This window comes from Flavitalea sp., from assembly GCF_035489435.1.
Classification (GTDB): domain Bacteria; phylum Bacteroidota; class Bacteroidia; order Chitinophagales; family Chitinophagaceae; genus DATHKG01.
Map to the genome: position 1 here is coordinate 65,269 of NZ_DATHKG010000094.1, position 19,805 is coordinate 85,073.

Genomic DNA, 19,805 nt, shown 5'->3' on the forward strand with positions numbered 1-19,805 from the left:
TACTATGTTTACCACTAAGGGTAATAGTTGGTAATACTTATTGCCCACGATGGAAAAAGCCATGGCCCACATTAATGGAGGCCATGGCTCTTAATTCAACGAATGGTTTGCTTGCCCTTATTCCAGAGTTGGATTGAACGATCCGCCCCAATCCCTGTTTTGTTCTATTTTGTTACCGGCAGCAATAATATTTTGTTGGATAGGTGCAAAATAGTAAGAGTCGGGCAACGTGTTTACTGTTACACCTGATTGTGGCGTTCTTAAAATGCTGTATTTAAAATTTGCTTCGGTCAACTGATTGGCAAGTGCGAGTGGACGTGCAGCAGTAACCGGAATTTCACTTCCATTTGGATTGATTGCAATCGCTTCCACGCCATTTTTTACCTTGCCCGTTAATACATCAAACCTCCGCCAGCGACGTAGGTCATGAAAACGGAAACCCTCAAAACAGAGTTCAATATTTCTTTCATTCATGATCTGAGTTCTCATCAGTTCACGTGAAGGAGCCAGCAAAAGTCCGTAGTTGCCGTCTCCGCCTGCATCGATACCAGCGCGCTGACGTATCTGTTTCAACATTTCATGTGCTTCAGTTGATTTCCCCATTTCGTTAGCTGCTTCTGCATAATTCAACATTATTTCTGCAAATCGCATCACAACATAGTCCACATCATAACTCTGCACCTGTGCCTGTGTAAGTGACAGGTTACTGTTTTTCAAAATAAAAAAACCAGTATACCTGTTGTTATTCTGTGATTTCGTAGAAGTGTTTGGATTTACGCCAAAATTGTCCAGGGCATCTGCAATTCCCACCGAGGTATATTGCCTGTAACCTGTGGATGCGCCAGCAACAGGATAAGTTTTTGCATTCCATAACACCGATTTATCAAATCTTGGATCCCTGTTCTGCCAGTATGATTGAAGGAACTGAACATCGGTTGAATAATACAATCCGGTCGGATCGTTATATTGTTTACCGTCTTTCATCGGGAATGCTTTCACCATTTCCCAGGTAGGGCCGGTAAGGGCCGGACCCCGGCTTAGCGAACCCGGACGAACGCCATTATCCCATGAGGTCACTTTATTGGGAAATAAGTTGGTAACCGAAAAAACCACTTCAGAATTTCTTTCTGATAATGCTATCTGTCCATAATCTCCAACTAACCTGTAACCCTGGGCATAAAGGCTATCGTATGCAAGTTTGGTAGCCGTATAAGCTTCATTCCAGTATTTGTTGTTCCAGGGATTAGCAGGATTAAACTGTGGAGAGGCTTTGTATAACATGATCTTTCCTTTCATGGCACGCGCAAAATTTCCATCAATTCTTCCCCAGTCAGCAGATGCTGCTAAAATACGGCGTGGTAGCAGCAGTATGGCAGAATCAATATCCTGGATCATAAAATCAAAACTTTCTGCAGTTGAGTTTCTTGGTATATTGAGACTATCAGCATACCTGTCCTGCGGTTGTTTCAGATAAGGTATGCCGCCATAATTCCGCACCAATCCAAAATAAGTATACGCCCGGAGAAAATAAAATTGCCCCAATAAATTATTCTTTACAGCCTGTGTAAGTGTGCTGTTGTTCGTGCTTACAATTCCCTGGTTGATCAAACGAATGCGGTTGTAATTGGTTAACCAGTCACCATTACCTATGGCTGGGATAGTTACCAACGCTCCCGCATTTACTGTTGTAATATTATTAATGGGAAAGGGAACTCCCGCCAGCTGATCACTTTGTCCGTCGGCGTTGACAGTCCAGTTGCCAAACGTACTTTCATAAATATTCCCGAGATATGCATTTGCTAAATTTGGATCATTCCATACCAGGGTTGGATCATAACCAGTCAAATTTGGTATATCCAAAACCTTCGAGCAATTTGTGAGTGATACAATTACTACTATTAAAAACAATATCTTTTTCATTCCTGATTTTTTTTGGTGCTCCTTGATATTTCTGACTATTGAAACTTGATATTAAGACCTACCGTGAATGTTTTCATAACAGGGTAGGAGTCATAATTCAATTGTTCAGGATCATGAAATTCTTTGATTTCTGAAAAGGTGAGAAGATTGGTTCCATTCAAAAAGATCTGTGTACCTGTCATTCCTAACGGCTTCATCCATTTTGCCGGCAGGTTATAGGAGATATTGAGATTTCTCAAACGTAGATAAGCCCCGTTTTTTAGCCAAAAACTTGAACCAAGCGTTCCCGATTCCAACCAGTTTTGTCCTATAGGTCTTGGATATTTTGCACTTGGATTTTCTGGTGTCCAAACATCGGTTGTCCATATCGGATAGTAAGGTCTTATGGAACCGCCATGTTGTCGCATCCCTTCACCATCCTGGTTGCTGATCATCCTGTCGTAATTTCCTACGCCCTGCATTAAAGCCTCCAAAGAAATTCCTTTCCACGAAACGCTAAAACCTAATCCGAAATTGATGCGTGGTAGCGCGTTGTTACTTAACAATACAACATCGTTATCATCAATTTTACCATCCGGTGTTTTGGAAAAGTTTGCGCCTCTCACGTCTTTATACCTGATACCACCCAGATAAGGTTTTCTTCCGAATGTGGTATATCCTGAAGCAATCAGTTCATCAAGTTCTTTCTGGGTACGAATAAGGTCAACGGCTTCGTAACCGAATAACCTGTTATTTGGTTGACCCACAGGGTATCTGAAATCCTGTGGCTGACCCGGGTAGTAAGAGGCGCTGGCTGGATCGAGTATATCCCAACGGTCCCTCGAATACCCGAGATTGCCATAAATGGAGTAAGAAAAATCTGCTATGCGTTCCTGCCATTGCAGGGATAGTTCAATACCCTCAAAGGTGCTTGCAGCATAGTTTTCAGGTGCCAGTGCTTGCCCGTAAGTTACCGGGAGCGTAATGGTGCGTGCGCCAAGAATATTCTTCTTTTTCTTCCTGAATATATCAAACGAACCCGATAGCCGGCTATTCATGACTGCGAAATCAAGTCCGAGATTGGTTTCATAGTTGGTGGCCCAGGTTATTTCGGGTACAGGTGTGGGACCTGCTGCTATGTTGATGTAATAAGTGTTGCCATACATATATCCACCGGAATTGGTATAAGTCGGAGTATATAGAAATGGTGCTATCTGCGCATTACCGACGTTTACCAGGTTACCCGTGCTACCATAACCTCCACGTAGTTTTAACTCGTTTACCCATGATACATTGTCTTTAAAAAATGACTCCTGTGAAATTCGCCATGCCAGCGATGCAGAAGGGAAAAAGCCCCATCGTTTGTCTTTTGCAGCTAACACCGTTCCGTCGTATCTGAATGAAAAGTCAACAAGATATTTACTGGCATAGTTGTAATTGACTCTTCCGATCCAGGCCTGCCTGGTGATAGCCGGATCAATAAATTCAGAACCATCTCCATACCTGTTTCCCGCTGAGGTGGAGTAAGCGAACATCTGATCGATTGAGGATACAGGTGCGTATCCGGTAGACGAGATATCGATTCGTTTGCTATCAGCCTGCTCAAATACCGCCATTGCATTGACGGAATGATTTCCAAATTTCCGGTCATAGTTCAGGTACCAATCAAATTGATACTTCCAGCCATTGCGTAGACCGTATTGGAGGAAAGGCTGATTCTGGCTAAAAGTGAACACGTTAATCTGGTTGGGATCAGGTGGTCCGGGCAGGTAAGGATTATTACTTGGATCAGCAGAAATGAATTTATAATTATACTGATAAGTAAGAAACTTTTTACGCGTGTAGTCATTTGCTTCATAATTTCCAACAATCTTTGTTGAAAGTCCTTTTACAAAATCGTCCAGTTTAACGTCAAGTGTGAGGATTGGATTTAATTGTCGTCTTCTTGTATCTATGTAACGGTTGCCTTGAACCATGTCGATAACGTTCCACAATTGAAAGGTGCCAATAGCAGGCTGTACCGGGTATTTTGTTATTTGATTAGCAACAGTGCCATCAGCGTTCATATAAAACGGAAACAGCTTGGGCCAGTTAAAAGTAACCCTGTAAAAATCAGCCACATCATAATCATCATCTCCGGAAAAAGGCCAGTAGAAGCGGTCTGAACCCTGTTGTGACGCGGAAAGGTTAAGATTCAGTGAGATGGCATTACTAATCTTTGCGTTAACATTCGTGCGGAGATTGAATTTATTGTAATCCAGGTTGATATAGGATCCTTCTTCTTTTGTGTAGCTGAGCATGGAGTAATAAGTTACTTTGTCGTTGCCGCCGCTAACACTGATTAATGCTTTCTGATTGTTTGGATTTCTCCATACCCAGTCATTTGCATTGTAGGATCGATCTTTAAAATAGTCAAAGATGCCCTGGTTGTTTGGTAATGGATCGTTTCTACCATTATATTCATTTGCCCATTGCACAACCCTGTTTTGATAAATTAATTCATCGGTAGCTGTTGTTCTGTCTGCGAGTGGCGTCAGGGTAGGGCGCGCAGTTGTATAAGATGTCTGCGCCGTAAAAACAGGTTTACCCGGTGAACCTTTTTTTGTAGTGATAATCATAACACCATTTCCAGCCTGAACACCGTAAACTGATGCAGTGGCTGCATCTTTAAGCACACTCATCTGATCAATTTCGTTGGGATCGAGTGCGTCAAATGCAGCCTTGTCCTTAATAATACCATCGATAACATAAACAGGTTCTCCAAAACTTCCACGAACCCTGATTGTAGATGATGCACCAGCCAATCCCGAAGTGTTTACAACTGTAACACCTGCGGCACGACCTGCCAATGCATTAGACATATTGGTGACCGGGATGTCTGTGACCCGGCTCATGGTAATAGAAGAAACCGCACCTGTTATACTTGATTTTTTCTGTGTGCCATAACCAACTACTACCACTTCATCAAGCTGGCTTTTACCACTTCCAAGTATGATGGTTAAAAATTTTTGATTGCCAATCGCTATCTCGAGTGTAGCGTAGCCAACATAACTTACAACAAGGCTCTCATTTCCATTTGGAACTGTGATTTTGAAATTCCCGAGTGAATCCGTAACTGTTCCGCCGGTTAGATTTTTTACACCAACGCTTGCACCGGCTATTGGGTTCTTTTGGTTATCAGTGACTATACCCCTGATTTCTATTTCTGCCTGGTCGCCGGTCTGATAATCTGCTGAAGGCCTTGCAAGGACATCAGTGTTGAAACTCAAAATTAAAACTGTTAGAAGAATGAGCTTATCAGGCAAACTTCTGCTGATTCTGGAAAAAAATAAAGTGAGGTCCAATTTCTGTGATTTATATGTGATAAAAAGATATACAAAGTCTAAAACTGTCTTGAATGAAAACATTCTTTGATATTACTGGCTAAATAGCCGGCAGGTATGGACATATTGATCCATTCCGGCTTTTGGCTGGCACTTTGATAATCGTTGTTAATGCTTCTAAGGGAAGCGCGGCTTGCGTTTAAGGATAAATTCAGGGGCTGTAATTCGATGATGGAGTCAATGTGTTTTACTCATCATCAATAAATCCGGGTATGACATGTTTCGTAGTTGGGTTCGAAACATGCCTGGTACAGATTCAGGTTGCTCAAAGTAAAATGTTCGTGATGACTTTAACAAATTATTAATTTGCTAACAATTAATATTAAAAATTTCTCAGACATTTTAGTGGCAAGCCCGCGGGACCAGGTTGTACATTTATCAACAATCACGACGTATATTCACAACGACTTAATTAATAAGCCAAATATGAAGCTGATATTATTTTTTACCTTTTTGTTTGTAAGCCTGAATTCGTTCGAACAAACTGCAAATCCGGAAAGGATCCTCACAGGTGCTGATCAAACAGGCAAATATCTTCCTTATCTGAAAGGCAAACGAATTGCTATCATGGCAAATCCCACAACTATCATTGGTAAACGACATCTTGTTGATAGTCTGAAAACCCTGGGTGTAAATATCGTGAAGGTCTTCGGGCCGGAACATGGATTTCGTGGTAATGCAAGCGCCGGCATGGCCATTGCGGATGAAACAGATCCGGCTACTGGTATTTCTATTATATCATTATACGGGAGAAAGAACAAACCGTCAAAGGAAGATATGGCTAACGTAGATATCCTGATTTATGATCTGCAGGATGTCGGCGTCCGCTTTTATACAAATATAAATGCACTGGCGCGCTTAATGGAGGTCTGTGCTGAAAATGGTAAGGAGATCCTGATACTTGACCGTCCTAATCCCAATGGTTATTTAATAGATGGGCCTATCCTGGATATGAAGTATAGATCGGGTATTGGTATGTTTCCATTACCGATGTCACATGGTTTAACCGTTGGTGAATTTGCACAGATGGCTAACGGTGAAGGATGGTTGACGAACAAAGCAAAGTGCAGGATCCGTGTTATTCCTGTAGCTAACTATGATCATGAAATGCGTTATACGCTGCCTGTACCTCCGTCTCCCAATCTGAATACCCAGCAGTCTATCCTGCTTTATCCTTCAACCTGTATGTTCGAAGGCGTTTATGTGAATCATGGCCGTGGCACTTATTTCCCATTCACGGTTCTCGGAAGCCCTGAATTGAAAGGCAAATTTGATTTTTCATATACACCGACCAGCATCAAAGGCATGTCTGAAACTCCTTTGTTCATGGATCAGGTTTGTTATGGTCTTGACCTGCGTAAATATGACACTGAACTGTTAAGAAAAAGCAGGCAGATAAACCTCCGGTGGATCATGGAACTTTATCGCGCCCATCCGCACAAAGAAAAATTCTTTGATACGAAGTTGAGTAGAGAAATGAATACGATCGAACAACAGATCGGGTTAGGAAATTTTCGCCAGCAGATTATCGACGGCAAATCTGAAAAAGAAATCAGGGCAAGTTGGGAGCCAGGATTAAGTGAGTATAAAAAAATGCGGAAAAAATATTTACTCTACCAATAGTACCTTAACAATTTGTAGGTCAAAAATGGATTTCTTATTTCAATTTTTTAAAAATTTCGACCATCATGTCTCTGTCTATACTTTCCATGTCAACCAACTTCAATGATTTTACCATTTTCGCTGTGGTTGTTTTATAATGCTGAAAGTGTGGCGTTTTTAAGTGCGCCTGATAAGGAATTTTACTGGAATATATCTCTACAATCTTTATCTGGGCCGGGTTGTTTTGCTCGTACATAGGGAAAATGGCTATTATACCCGGCTCGAGTCTAATTGAAGCTGCCGCTTCTTCTTTCAAGATGGATTTATATTCTTCCACAAATTGTGGTATGATTTCAATTTCAGCAATTCGCACCATCATATCCGGCTCAACTGCTTGCAACACGGGTTTTTGCTGACTGGTATTTGGTGTTTGACTGCCCACAGTATTTACCTGTGTGTGCATTGAAGTTGCAGTTAGTATGAGGGCAAATGGTATTGCCTGTAACCAGGACTTTTTTGTTCTTTTAATTAGCATGGATCAAGTTACATTAACGGTTGCATATTCATCATCCGAAACAGGCTTCAACCAAACTACGTTTACCTCATCTTTGAAATTTGTTATAGCGATATGCGCAAGTTTACTCACGGATGAAGCACCATGCCAATGTTCCATGTTCTCCGGAATATTTATGACATCGCCTTTTTGTATTGGCTGTGCAGGTTTGCCTTTTTCCTGGTAAAAGCCAGCCCCCTCAAAAACGATGAGGACCTGGCCTTTTGGATGTGTGTGCCAGTTGGTTCTCGCACCCGGTTCAAAAGTTACGTGGCCAATCACAAAATCGCTGTTTTTGTCTCTTGCCAGCAGTACCTTAAGATAAGCGTCTCCTGTAAAATATTCATTTGTCAGTTTTTCGCCCTGTTGAAAAATGGGTGAATTGTTTTCCAGTTTCATTTTCTGATGTTTTTTTTACAATTAAAATGACCTCACAAAATTGTTAAAACTACATACATAAAGATCCAGGTTAAAATTTATTATTTAGTATAGGAATTATTGTTGGGTGGTATGTGAATTGATTATCTAACATTCCAGATATGTTGACAAACAATGCATCATTAACGCGGTGCTGTCAGGTTAAATGATTATATTGAATTGAATAATCCATCACGCTTCAAGCCGACTATGCAAGAGTGAAGTAATGGCACTCCGTTATGTTTGTTGAAAGAAGCACCCTGTGTCATTAAATACATTCGCTATGCCTAAATCAATAATATCCCGGAAACGTGCGGTTAAATTTATTAACAGGGACCATAATTTGTTCTTTTCAACTGTTAAGAAGCGGGTGGATGAATACTTTCTCAATAAAAAACTCTCAAAGCTTGGTGATAAAAAGCTTTTTCTAAAGACAATCATACTTCTGTTGTTTTATTTTTCTCCTTTTGTGGTGATGTTAATCTTTTCGCCTGGTTGGATTGTTAGTCTGTTACTTTGGACACTTACGGGTATAGCCATGGCCGGATTAGGTATGAGTGTTATGCATGATGCCAATCATGGTGCGTATTCCTCCAATCCATTTGTAGCCTGGTGTATGTCTCATGTACTAAACCTGATGGGTGGCTCTACAGTCAACTGGAAATTGCAGCACAATATTTTGCATCATACCTATACTAATATTACCGGCATGGACGATGATATCGCAGACAAACCAGCCTTGCGATTGTCGCCTCATTCGCTCCGTCGTCCTTCTCATCGATACCAATGGTGGCATGCCTTTTTTTTATATGGATTAACTACTATATATTGGGCAACAGCCAAGGACTTTTTGCAATGGATAAGATACAGGCGCAACAAGGTAAATGCAGCACCGGAAAGAAGCTATAGGATATTGTTGCTCAGATTGATAATTGACAAGCTCTTCTATTTTTTTATATTCCTGGTGGTGCCGACTCTTTTTTTTGATATTCCCTTTATTAAAGTGATCACTGGCTTTTTATTAATGCATTTCGTTGCCGGGGTTGTGCTAACAGTTATTTTTCAACTTGCTCATTCTCTTGAAGGAACCAGTCATCCTATGCCGGATAAAGAAGGCATTATAGAGAATGATTGGGCAATTCACCAGATGCACACAACGATGAACTTCTCTCCTGATAATAAATGGTTGTCCTGGTATGTAGGCGGACTTAACTTCCAGGTGGAACATCATTTGTTTCCACGCATCTCACACGTACATTACCCGGCAATTGCGCCCATAGTTAAGGCGACGGCTAAGGAGTTTAATATCCCATATCTTCAAAATCATAGCTTTATCTCCGCGTTTAAAGCTCATGTACGTTTCCTCAAAAAGCTGGGTCGTCTACCCGACATTGATGAAGCAATTGGTTGAATTTGAAATAAATAGCGAATTCAATACGGCAGATTATTCTCCTGATCCTACATTTTCCCAATCGCGAAAGTCAATTTCCGCATTCCGATAACTCAAACTCAATTTTGAGACGTTCTTTGCCGGAAATTGAACAAGAAATGTTAAAAAGAAGATTATTTAATTCTGCCCTGATTTTAAGTACTATAACTGCATTCACTGCCTGCGATAAAGATGATAGTCCAACTATCCCGGATTATACGGTACCAAATACTTATACTTTTGATAATGTAGAATACGCGGAAGCCACCGGCAGGGTGAGTATGTGGGCAGGGTTTACTGCCTATCTCGGGCGTTCGACAAGCCGCGAGCTGAGCCAGGATACTGTGAATTATCTCTGGGCAAACACAAACAATGCTTTTACAACAGAAACCTCCAACAATCTCCCAATTTCTGTGAGCGCGATTAACGCCCTGGGGTATAACCTTTCTACAAAGGTTGCTGATGCAGCGATAATTAAGCAGTATGCTGATTCAATGGTGAAAGTCAGTAAGTCGTATAAAGGGGTTGCGACTCCTGGTGTGCCGGGAAAAGTGGGCTCAAGGTTGATTAACTATTCTGGTGTTGAGTTTAATCAATTAGTAGCGAAAGGACTAATGGGAGCTTTACAATTGAACCAGGTCTATAGTTATCTTGACAAATCAGTAACAGAAGATAACAACAATGTAACTGCTGGCCAGGGCACTGCGATGCAACACGACTGGGATCTTGCATTTGGATATGTGGGTATACCTAAAGATTACGATACTGCGCGTGGTTATGCCAGTACGGAACCAAACAAACCGTTGGCAATAGGAGGTTATTTCCGGGAAAGAGGTCAATATATTAAAGCAGGGGGGATAGTTTTCGAAGCTTTTCGCAAAGGTCGTGCAGCTATCGTTGCCAAAGATTACGCCCGTCGCGATGAAGCAGTCGCAACGATCAAATCAACACTTGAGAAAACAATTGCTGCTGCTGCTTATGCATATCTGACACTACCACAAGGTAGCTCGGACCTCGCAACAAAATTTCATGCAATGTCAGAAGGCTATGGTTTTGTACTGGCTCTTAAATATCGTCCGTCCAACAGCCCGCTTACCGCGGCAAACTACCAGGCACTCATCGATATTCTGAAAACAAATTTTTATGAACTGTCTGCCGATGCTGCAAACACGAAGCTGAAACAGGGTCAAACTATTTTAACAACTGCCTACGGACAATTGCAGGCTAATCCTTAAGCTGGATAAGAGAATTAACAGCGGGATTTTTACTTTTGAAGACTTTTTCGAACAGGTGCCGGGTCTAAGGATTACGGCACCTGTTTCAATATATAAAAATGTAATTATTTATTCAGATCTATAGTTATGAACAAATTTAAAGTAATCACCGCAATTGCCTTTTCCGCGATCCTGGTCTATGCGTGTAGTAAAAGTGACAGCGGTTCTGGCGATAAAACTGATTCAGGTGACGCTTTCAAGAAACAGATGCTGATTAATTACGCAGATACGCTAATACTTCCCGCATACGTGGATCTGCAATCCAAAATTGCACTGTTTGAAGAAACTGCAAATGCTTTCCTGAATGCACCTTCTGTAATTACCCGGGAAACATTAAAAACACCGTATAAGAATGCCTATATTTCATTTCAAGGTATTTCTGCTTTGTATTTTGGACCTGCTGCCGCTCTTCAACTCAACAACACGATTAACACATTTCCTTCTGCTTCGGCAAAAATCGAAGCTGCTATTCAAACCGGTAGCTATGATTTTACACAAGTGATTGCTGCGGACAGTATCCAGGGATTTCCCGCGCTTGATTATCTCTTATTTTCGCCTGATGCTGTTCAGCAATTCAATGGCGCAAATGCTGAAAAGAGAAAAAAATATGTGAAAGATATTGTCACCAGGATGAAAACACTGATATCAGCAACCATCGCTCAATGGAATGGTGGCTTTCGTGAAAGTTTTGTAAGCTCTATGCAAACAAATGTCGGGAGTTCAATCGGGAGCCTGGTAAATCAGTTTGCTTTCGAAATGGATGCATTGAAGGGTCCAAGAATTGGCTGGCCTTTTGGCAAACAGTCCAATGGAATTGTATTTGCCGATAAATGTGAAGGATATTTTTCAGGAATCTCCAGGGACCTGGCTATTGCCAATCTCACCAGCCTGAAAAAATATTTCTCAGGTGGTCAGGGTACAGGCATTGCCGATTACCTGGTTCTATTAAACAAAAGCCAGCTTAATAATGATGTGATAACCCAATTCGATATCGCTATTGGAGCATTACAGGTTATCCCGGATCCCATGTCTGCTGCTTTTACCGGGAATGCTCCGGCAATAGAAAATGCGTATCGCGAAGTGCAAAAACTGCTTACACTCATCAAAACCGATGTGGCATCTGCTACAGCGGTACAGATAACTTATATGGATAATGACGGTGACTAATCATCCTGGCTGGCAGCGACCGGTATCCATTGCCCCGCTGGTCAACTTCAGGATCGTGTTCGGTCTTCTTATGTTTTTCAGCCTTTTGCGTTTTTGGTGGAGGGGATGGATTGATGCTGTTTATATAAAACCACCCTTTCATTTTACATATTACGGTTTCGAATGGGTTCAACCCTTTGGCCCGCTCGGTATGTACCTGGTAACGGCGATAGTTGTAATTAGCAGTTTGCTGATTACAATCGGATTATTCTACCGCATAGCTGCGATTTTATTCTTCCTGGGTTTTACTTATCTCGAGCTGATAGATGTAACAACCTATCTTAATCACTATTATTTTGTGAGCCTCATTGCTTTCATAATGATTTGGTTGCCTGCCAACCGGAACTATTCGGTTGATGCTCTGTTAAAACCAGGTATTAATCTTCATTTTGTTCCCGCCTGGACAATTAACCTGTTGAAATTTCAAATTGCGATTGTTTATATTTTCGCCGGACTTGCAAAAATTAATACCGACTGGCTTCTAAACGCAGAACCAATGAAAACCTGGCTACCTGCCAGAAGTCATCTGCCACTGATAGGAAAATTTATGTACAAGGAATGGGTTGCCTACCTCTTTTCCTGGTTTGGTGCCATTTATGATTGCTTCATCGTTTTCTTTTTGCTTAATAAAAATACAAGGCCTTATGCTTATATAGTAGTTGTTATTTTTCATATTGCGACTGCTGTTTTTTTTCCGGGTATCGGGATGTTTCCATATGTGATGATAGTATGCAGTCTCATCTTTTTTTCGGACCGGTTCCATGAACGGTTACTACATAAACTTCCATATTTTAAACCTCATACTGAAGCAAACCCCAAAAATGTATTCAGGGTAGCACACCACAATATTTATGCAGGTGCGATAATATTATATATCTTTTTTCAACTGATCATTCCTTTACGGTTTCTTTTTTACCCCGATCATTTATTCTGGAGTGAAGAAGGATATCGCTTTTCATGGCGGGTAATGTTAATGGAGAAAGCGGGAGTAGCATATTTTACAGTAAAGGATAGCAGCCATAACAGAACTACAACTATTCACAACGCTGCTTATCTTACACCGCTTCAGGAAAAAATGATGAGCACTCAACCGGATCTGATACTAAGATATGCGCATTATCTTCGTGAACAATTTGAAAAAAATGGTTGGAAAAAACCTGAAGTATATGCAGAGATCTATGTATCACTCAACGGAGAGCGCTCCCGTTTATTTATTGATTCAACAATAAACCTCGCAGTTCAACCCATCAGCCTTAAACACTACAATTGGATACTTCCTTATAAAAAATAATTATGATGCGATTCGCGACAGCATTTTGTGCCTTTTTTTTACTGACCGGTATTTGCGTTTCAGCACAACAATTTGTTGCTGAAGGAGCTGTTCGTATAAGCAACGAACCCGCAGAAGGTGCAACAGTTAAACTTTTGCCGTTAAATGTGCAGCAAGTTACAAACGAAAATGGTTTCTTCCGGTTTTCAAAACTGGAGAAAGGAACTTACACTCTGGTAGTAAGTTTTTCCGGATTTATAACAAAGGAACTTATAATTGAAGTTCCTTTGAAAGAAAAGAAAATTGATTTGTTGCTGGAATCAGTGTTGTTAAATGAAGTTGTGGTAACAGGGGGCAAGCAACAAGCTGTTTCCGGCAAGTTAAATGATGTTGTGGGTACAGCTATTTACGCAGGAAAAAAAACAGAGCTTATAAATCTACGCAATCTGAACGCAAACCTCGCGACAAATAATACCCGGCAAATTTATGCGCGCATTCCAGGATTAAATATTTGGGAATATGATCAGGGTGGATTGCAACTGGGCATTGGGGGTCGGGGATTGAGTCCAAACCGATCTTCTAATTTTAATGTGCGCCAGAACGGATATGATATCAGCGCTGATGCACTTGGTTATCCAGAAAGTTACTATTCACCTTCCACAGAGGCGCTTGATCATATAGAAATTATCCGGGGTGCTGCAAGTTTACAGTATGGTCCACAATTTGGCGGTCTTGTTAATTTTGTAATGAAAGAGGGACCAAAGGATAAACCTTTTGAACTGACTACCCGTCAAACGGCAGGTTCCTTCGGACTTTTTAACTCATTTAACAGCATTGGAGGGACAGTAGCTAAAAATAAGCTGAATTACTATGCCTTTTACCAATACAAAAGAGGGGATAGCTGGAGGCCAAACAGTCATTTTGATCAGCATAATGCATATGCACATCTTTCTTACCAACTTACACCAAGACTGAAAATTACCGGTGAATATACATTGATGAAGTATCTGGCACAACAACCAGGCGGACTCACCGATGAACAGTTTAAACTCGATCCCTCGGTGTCGGTAAGGTCAAGAAACTGGTTCAAAGTAGACTGGAACCTGGTTAGTTTAAACCTGGATTATAGTTTTTCAGAGAACAGCAAACTAAACTGGCGCAACTTCACATTGCAGGGAGGCCGGCAGGCTTTAGGAGTACTTAGTTATATCAACCGTCCGGATATTGGTGGTAACAGGGATTTAATGAAAGACCGATATAATAATTTTGGATCAGAATTAAGGTTTATTAAAAGATACCAGTTAATCAAAGAACAATACAGTACATTCCTTATCGGTACGCGGTACTACAGGGGACTTACAGATCGTAAACAAGGCAATGCTGATGATGGAAGTGATGCTGATTTTGAATTTACCGGAACCGAGCCTGACAAATCGGATTACAGTTTTCCCGGAGATAATTTTGCTGCCTTTGCAGAAAATATCTTCCAGATAAACCGCCATTGGAGCATAACTCCAGGTTTACGTTTTGAGTACATCAATACAAAAGCAGATGGTTACTACTATAAACAAAATATCTTTATTCCTAACGAGAAGATTTTTGAAAGTAGAAGCGACCCCCGTTCTTTTATACTGCTCGGACTTGGAACATCCTGGAAATTAGACAATGGAGTCGAGTTTTATGCAAACGCGTCACAAAATTATCGTTCGATAAATTTCAACGATATGCGCATCCTTAATACGAATGCACGCGTCGATCCCAACTTGCGCGATGAAACCGGGTATAACATTGATCTTGGTATTCGCGGATCGTACAAGGGATGGTTATATGCTGATCTTAGTGCATTCTATCTTAAATACAATGACAGGATCGGATCGATCTTTACGAGGGACAGCAGTTTTATGACCTATCGCTTACGAACCAATGTGGCAGATAGCCGGAATATCGGAATTGAGGTATTGCTTGAAGGTGACATCCTTAAAGCACTGACTTTTGGAAAATCAAAATATCGACTTAATATATACACGAATCTTTCAGTGATCGATGCCAGGTATATTAATACAAAAAATACCGCCTTTGCAGATAAACTGGTGGAAAACGTGCCGCCTCTGTTGTTTCGCACGGGACTGAGTTTTGGGAACCCAAGATTTAATATTACTTATCAATTTTCTTACCAGGCAAAACAGTATTCGGATGCGACTAATACTGAATTTACCCCTACAGCAGTGGACGGAGCTATTCCTGCATTCAATGTAATGGATCTTAGCCTTAGCTATAACTGGAGGAAGTTTACAATATTTACAGGCATCAACAATCTCTCCGATACAAAGTATTTTACTAGGCGGGCTGATGGATATCCCGGGCCTGGCATCTTACCGGCAGATAAACGTAATTATTATGCAACTTTGCAGTTTAAGTTATAATTTACTAAATTCAGATCAGTATGAAAATGCACCGGCCTGACTGAGCGAACTGTCCGGATGGTTGTCTGCATTATATATACGCATTTCAAAAAGGTTGTATTAAATGCGTATTATGTGTGTTGATTAATAATTCGTAGTATTTTGTCCGGAATTCGCTTTATATATTTAGTAATTTTTATTTGTAGCGGTTTCTTATCGCAAAGCCAGCCACATTATTTTCGTAGTTATGGAGTGCGTGAGGGAATGTCTGGTAATTCAGTAACCAGTATTCTGCAGGATAGCAGGGGCTTTATGTGGTTTGGTACCCGAAACGGTCTTAATCGTTTTGATGGTACCTCGTTTAAGATCTACAGAAATAATCTTTCAGATTCATTAAGTATTGGCAGTAATTCCATCGGATGTTTGTATGGTGATATATCAGGTCGTATGTGGGTGGGTACCCATAAGGGTATTTACATTTATGATGCGCAGAAAGAGTCGTTTATTCCATTCAGAAAGCTACCGCAGATTGACATAAGGGCTATAATACAAGACAACGCAAATAATATCTGGATCATTGCAGGATTAAAACTATTCAGGTACAACACCCGGGACGAGAAGGTGGAACACTATCAATTTGGAGATGAGCTAACTACGGCACTGCGTTTATCTTCGAAGGGCGAATTGTGGGTGGGGACCAATAGTGGAACAATAAAGAAATTTGATGTCGCCAAAAATAGCTTCATTGGATACAGTGTACTAAGTTCTTTACCCAATAAAATGAAAATCGACAATATCCGGGATCTCTGTCCGGTGAGTGACAGCACTGTATTGGTCGGCATGCTAAACCAGGTGCTGCTTGTAAATATCAACAGCCTACATTCCCGGAATGTCTTTGTTAATTATCCCTGGGCAAAGGACATCAAAGTACGCAGCATATTTTCTAAGTCGGACAGTGTATACTGGATCGGATCTGAGACGGGGCTTTATACGCTAAATGTGAAAACAGGGGAGGGCACCCAAATACAAAAAGAGCCGGAAAATCCTTACTCAATCACTGATAATGTTATTTTTTCGATTTCCAGGGATTCAGAAGGTGGTACCTGGATAGGAACTTTTTATGGCGGAGTTAATTATTGCTCTGATCAATACAACAGGTTTCAGAAATATTTTCAGCACTCCGGACTTGGTAATGGTTTTAAGGGAAATGTTGTACATGAAATTACTGCAGACACGAGGGGAAATTTATGGGTGGGGACAGAGGACGCAGGTTTAAACAAAATAGAAGGTCGAACAGGTATAGTCAAACATTTTGGAGCCGATAACCAACAAGGTTCTATATCTTATAATAAGATTCATGGGTTACTTGCCACAAAAGATGAACTGTGGATCGGGACATTCGAGCATGGTCTGGATGTAATGGACTTACGGACAGAAAAGGTTATCCGTCACTACGATCCAGGGAATGACAGCAACTCGCTAAAAAGTGATTTTATTGTTTCCATTTACCAACGGCGTAATGGTGATATCCTGGTGGGGACCAGGAATGGATTGTTCAGGTACAACAGAACAAAGAATAATTTTTCGCCTTTATCACCCCTTGACATGCCGATTCAGGCTATTTACGAAGACGATGAAGGCACGCTCTGGGTTTGTTCATATGGAAAGGGTGTTTATTATTCTAACATAAACACTGGTAAACAAGGTGCCATCCGGCATTTGCATGGCAACGCTAAAAGTCTCATCAACGATTACGTAAATAATATTTTTGAGGATAGCAAAGGCAATTTATGGTTTTGTACAGAAGAGGGCCTTTCTAAATATAATAAGCGCAGTGGCGAGATGATTAATTACACCACGCAAAATGGATTGCCGGACAACCAGGTATTCCGTGTATTGGAAGATGACCAGGGTTATTTATGGATTTCCACTTCTCACGGTTTGGTGCAACTAGATCCTGTTAGTCAAAGCGTCCGGAAATATGGCACTGCAAGCGGCCTCATCAGCGAACAATTTAATTATAATTCAGCCTTTAAAAGCGGTTCCACACTAATGTTTGGCACAGTAAAAGGAATGATTGGTTTTAATCCGGCCGAATTTATACAAAGTACCTTTGTTCCTCCTGTTTATATCACGGACATTCAGATAAACAATCGGGAAATAAATTTAAGAGATGAACATTCGCCACTGAAAACCTCTATAACCTTTTCACAACATTTAAATCTTTCCTATAATCAATCCGACCTGAGCTTTAGCGTAGCAGCACTCAGTTTTGCTGCCCCGGAAAAAAATGAATACCAATACATGCTTGAAGGGCTGGACAAAGAGTGGGTTCATCTAAAAGGAAATCGGAAAATTTTCTATACCAAGCTGCCTCCGGGAAATTATACCTTTAAGGTAAAAGGTTCGAACAGCAGTGAGCACTGGAACCCGAAAGAAACTATACTTGGGATTAACATCAGTCCGCCATGGTGGCAAAGTATATGGGCTTTTGCATTGTATTCTGTGATTATGCTGGCTATTGTGATCACGATCATGAGGTATTATCACATGGCGGTGAAAGAAAAGAGCAAAAACAGGTTGGAATCGTTTAAAATAGAAAAAGAACGTGAAATTTATCATGCAAAAATTGAGTTTTTTACTAATGTGACCCATGAAATCCGAACGCCGCTCACCCTCATCAAATTGCCGATAGATCTGCTGATGAAAAAAGAAATTGAAGATCAGGAAATAAAAATGGGCTTAGAAATGATTAATAAAAATACCAACAGGCTGATTGATTTAAGTAATCAGTTGCTCGATTTCCGGAAGGCCGAGGCCAACAATTATAGCCTGAGTTTTATCAAGTCAAATGTTTCGGTGTTGTTAAACGAAGAATATCAAAACTTCAAACTTGCGGCTGAACAGAAAAATTTACAATATAAGCTTGAACTGTGCAGGATTGAACCACATGCCTATTTAGATCCTGAGGCGTTCAGAAAAATATTGAGTAATCTTCTGAGCAATGCTATAAAGTATGCATCAGGTATTGTTGTTGTTAAACTACTGCCATTTGGTTCTGAGGATGATATGCTTAACATAGAATTTAAGAACGACGGTCCTCTGATACCCGTTGAATTAAAAGAGAAGATATTTGAGCCATTTTACAGGCTAAAGGAAAATGAAAAGCAATCAGGTACAGGCATTGGCCTGCCCCTCGCCAGATCCCTGGCGGAATTACACAGGGGAGTTTTGAAAATAAAACAGTCGGAACATGGAATGAATATTTTCCTGCTATCTCTTCCGGTGCAGCAAGAAGAAACAATAAATCTTCAGGATCTTCAGTCGTCTAATGAAGAATCTGAGGAACGGGATACGAACACGGATGAAGAAAACGCCGGCAATCTTAAGCCGTCGATCCTGATAGTTGAAGACAATAAGGAAATCCTGGGTTTTCTTCAGAAGGCTCTGAATTCGGCTTATAAAGTGTTCCAGGCATTTAACGGGAGCCAGGCATTGGCAATTCTGCAGAAAGAAAACATTAGCCTGGTTGTCAGTGATATTATGATGCCGGTGATGGATGGAATTGAATTGTGCAAAAGCATCAAGACTGATTTACAATACAGCCATGTGCCCATCATTTTACTGACTGCTAAAAATACGCTTGATTCAAAGATTACCGGACTGGAAGTGGGCGCGGATGCTTATATAGAGAAGCCTTTTGCATTAGAGCATTTACAAGCACAGATCACCAATCTTATAACAAATCGCGATAAATTAAAAGAATATTTTGCCAGTTCGCCACTCACGCATTTAAAAGGTATTGCCTGTTCTTTACCTGATAAGGATTTTCTCGAGCGTTTAAACAGCACTATCAATGACAATATCACCAATACAGAACTTGATGTTGAACAGTTATCAGTGCTTATGAACATGAGCAGGTCAACGCTGTACAGGAAAATTAAGGCATTGTCCAACCTGACGCCAAACGATTTTATAACATTATCCCGATTAAAAAAATCCGCAGAACTGTTGAGTCTCGGATATAAAGTAAACGAGGCAGCCAATATGATAGGGTATAGTTTGCAGAATAATTTTTCACGGGATTTTCATAAACAATTTGGACTGACACCTACCAGCTATATAAATGGTTTGCATTCCCGCCCTGTCCAGGGCAAACCTCAAAACCTATAAGGATCAGAACTTAGCTGAGACGAAAATGAGATGTATTGATACAAGATTGAACGAGCTGAATCATATTTAGCAGAAAAAAACCGCGTACTTAGTATCGTATAACCGGGTCACTTTACGATTGGTGAATTCGTGTTACTAACTCTCAAATAATAACTGCTATATGAAAAGATTGCGAACCTCCTCTGCAATGAGGAGAG

General features: G+C 40.7%; 11 protein-coding genes. 7 read left to right on the forward strand and 4 right to left on the reverse strand.

Translation table 11 applies throughout. The features are described from left to right. Window positions 1-117 precede the first annotated feature (117 nt). Together VK664_RS15110 and VK664_RS15115 are read right to left on the reverse strand one after the other, a co-directional pair. Entirely contained in the window at window positions 118-1,920 is a 1,803-nt protein-coding gene (locus VK664_RS15110) for a RagB/SusD family nutrient uptake outer membrane protein (protein ID WP_461399513.1), read from the reverse strand. A 35-nt stretch (window positions 1,921-1,955) separates the two neighbouring features. Continuing rightward, window positions 1,956-5,168 (reverse strand): SusC/RagA family TonB-linked outer membrane protein, encoded by a 3,213-nt coding sequence (locus VK664_RS15115; protein WP_461399514.1) that lies wholly within the window; start codon window positions 5,166-5,168, stop codon window positions 1,956-1,958. A gap of 540 nt (window positions 5,169-5,708) precedes the next feature. On the opposite strand from VK664_RS15115, the gene VK664_RS15120 reads away from it, so the two are divergent. After that, the gene (locus tag VK664_RS15120) at window positions 5,709-6,905 is read left to right on the forward strand and encodes an exo-beta-N-acetylmuramidase NamZ family protein (RefSeq protein WP_461399515.1); all 1,197 of its coding nucleotides are present in this window, start codon (window positions 5,709-5,711) and stop codon (window positions 6,903-6,905) included. A 34-nt stretch (window positions 6,906-6,939) separates the two neighbouring features. On the opposite strand, the gene VK664_RS15125 is transcribed toward VK664_RS15120, so the two are convergent. Together VK664_RS15125 and VK664_RS15130 are read right to left on the reverse strand one after the other, a co-directional pair. Then, window positions 6,940-7,419, reverse strand: coding sequence for a putative quinol monooxygenase (locus VK664_RS15125; RefSeq protein ID WP_461399516.1), 480 nt, complete (start codon window positions 7,417-7,419; stop codon window positions 6,940-6,942). Between the two features lie 3 nt (window positions 7,420-7,422). Beyond that, a complete protein-coding gene (locus VK664_RS15130) occupies window positions 7,423-7,836 on the reverse strand; it encodes a (R)-mandelonitrile lyase (RefSeq protein WP_461399517.1) in 414 nt (137 codons plus the stop codon). Window positions 7,837-8,137: 301 nt separating this feature from the next. On the opposite strand from VK664_RS15130, the gene VK664_RS15135 reads away from it, so the two are divergent. From VK664_RS15135 to VK664_RS15160, 6 genes are all read left to right on the forward strand, one after another. Then, a complete protein-coding gene (locus VK664_RS15135) occupies window positions 8,138-9,265 on the forward strand; it encodes a fatty acid desaturase family protein (RefSeq protein ID WP_461399518.1) in 1,128 nt (375 codons plus the stop codon). Between the two features lie 137 nt (window positions 9,266-9,402). Further along, window positions 9,403-10,518 carry a DUF4856 domain-containing protein gene (locus tag VK664_RS15140; RefSeq protein ID WP_461399519.1) on the forward strand — a complete coding sequence of 372 codons (1,116 nt, stop codon included), beginning with the start codon at window positions 9,403-9,405 and terminating at the stop codon, window positions 10,516-10,518. A gap of 126 nt (window positions 10,519-10,644) precedes the next feature. Then, window positions 10,645-11,724, forward strand: a complete 1,080-nt coding sequence (locus tag VK664_RS15145) for an imelysin family protein (RefSeq protein WP_461399520.1) — start codon at window positions 10,645-10,647, stop codon at window positions 11,722-11,724. Further along, on the forward strand, window positions 11,711-13,054 hold the full coding sequence (locus VK664_RS15150) for an HTTM domain-containing protein (protein WP_461399521.1): 1,344 nt from the start codon (window positions 11,711-11,713) through the stop codon (window positions 13,052-13,054). The genes VK664_RS15145 and VK664_RS15150 overlap by 14 nt, the downstream gene beginning before the upstream one ends. Before the next feature lie 2 nt (window positions 13,055-13,056). After that, window positions 13,057-15,456, forward strand: coding sequence for a TonB-dependent receptor domain-containing protein (locus VK664_RS15155; RefSeq protein ID WP_461399522.1), 2,400 nt, complete (start codon window positions 13,057-13,059; stop codon window positions 15,454-15,456). 243 nt (window positions 15,457-15,699) lie between these two features. Next, on the forward strand, window positions 15,700-19,608 hold the full coding sequence (locus VK664_RS15160; protein WP_461399523.1) for a hybrid sensor histidine kinase/response regulator transcription factor: 3,909 nt from the start codon (window positions 15,700-15,702) through the stop codon (window positions 19,606-19,608). Window positions 19,609-19,805 lie beyond the last annotated feature (197 nt).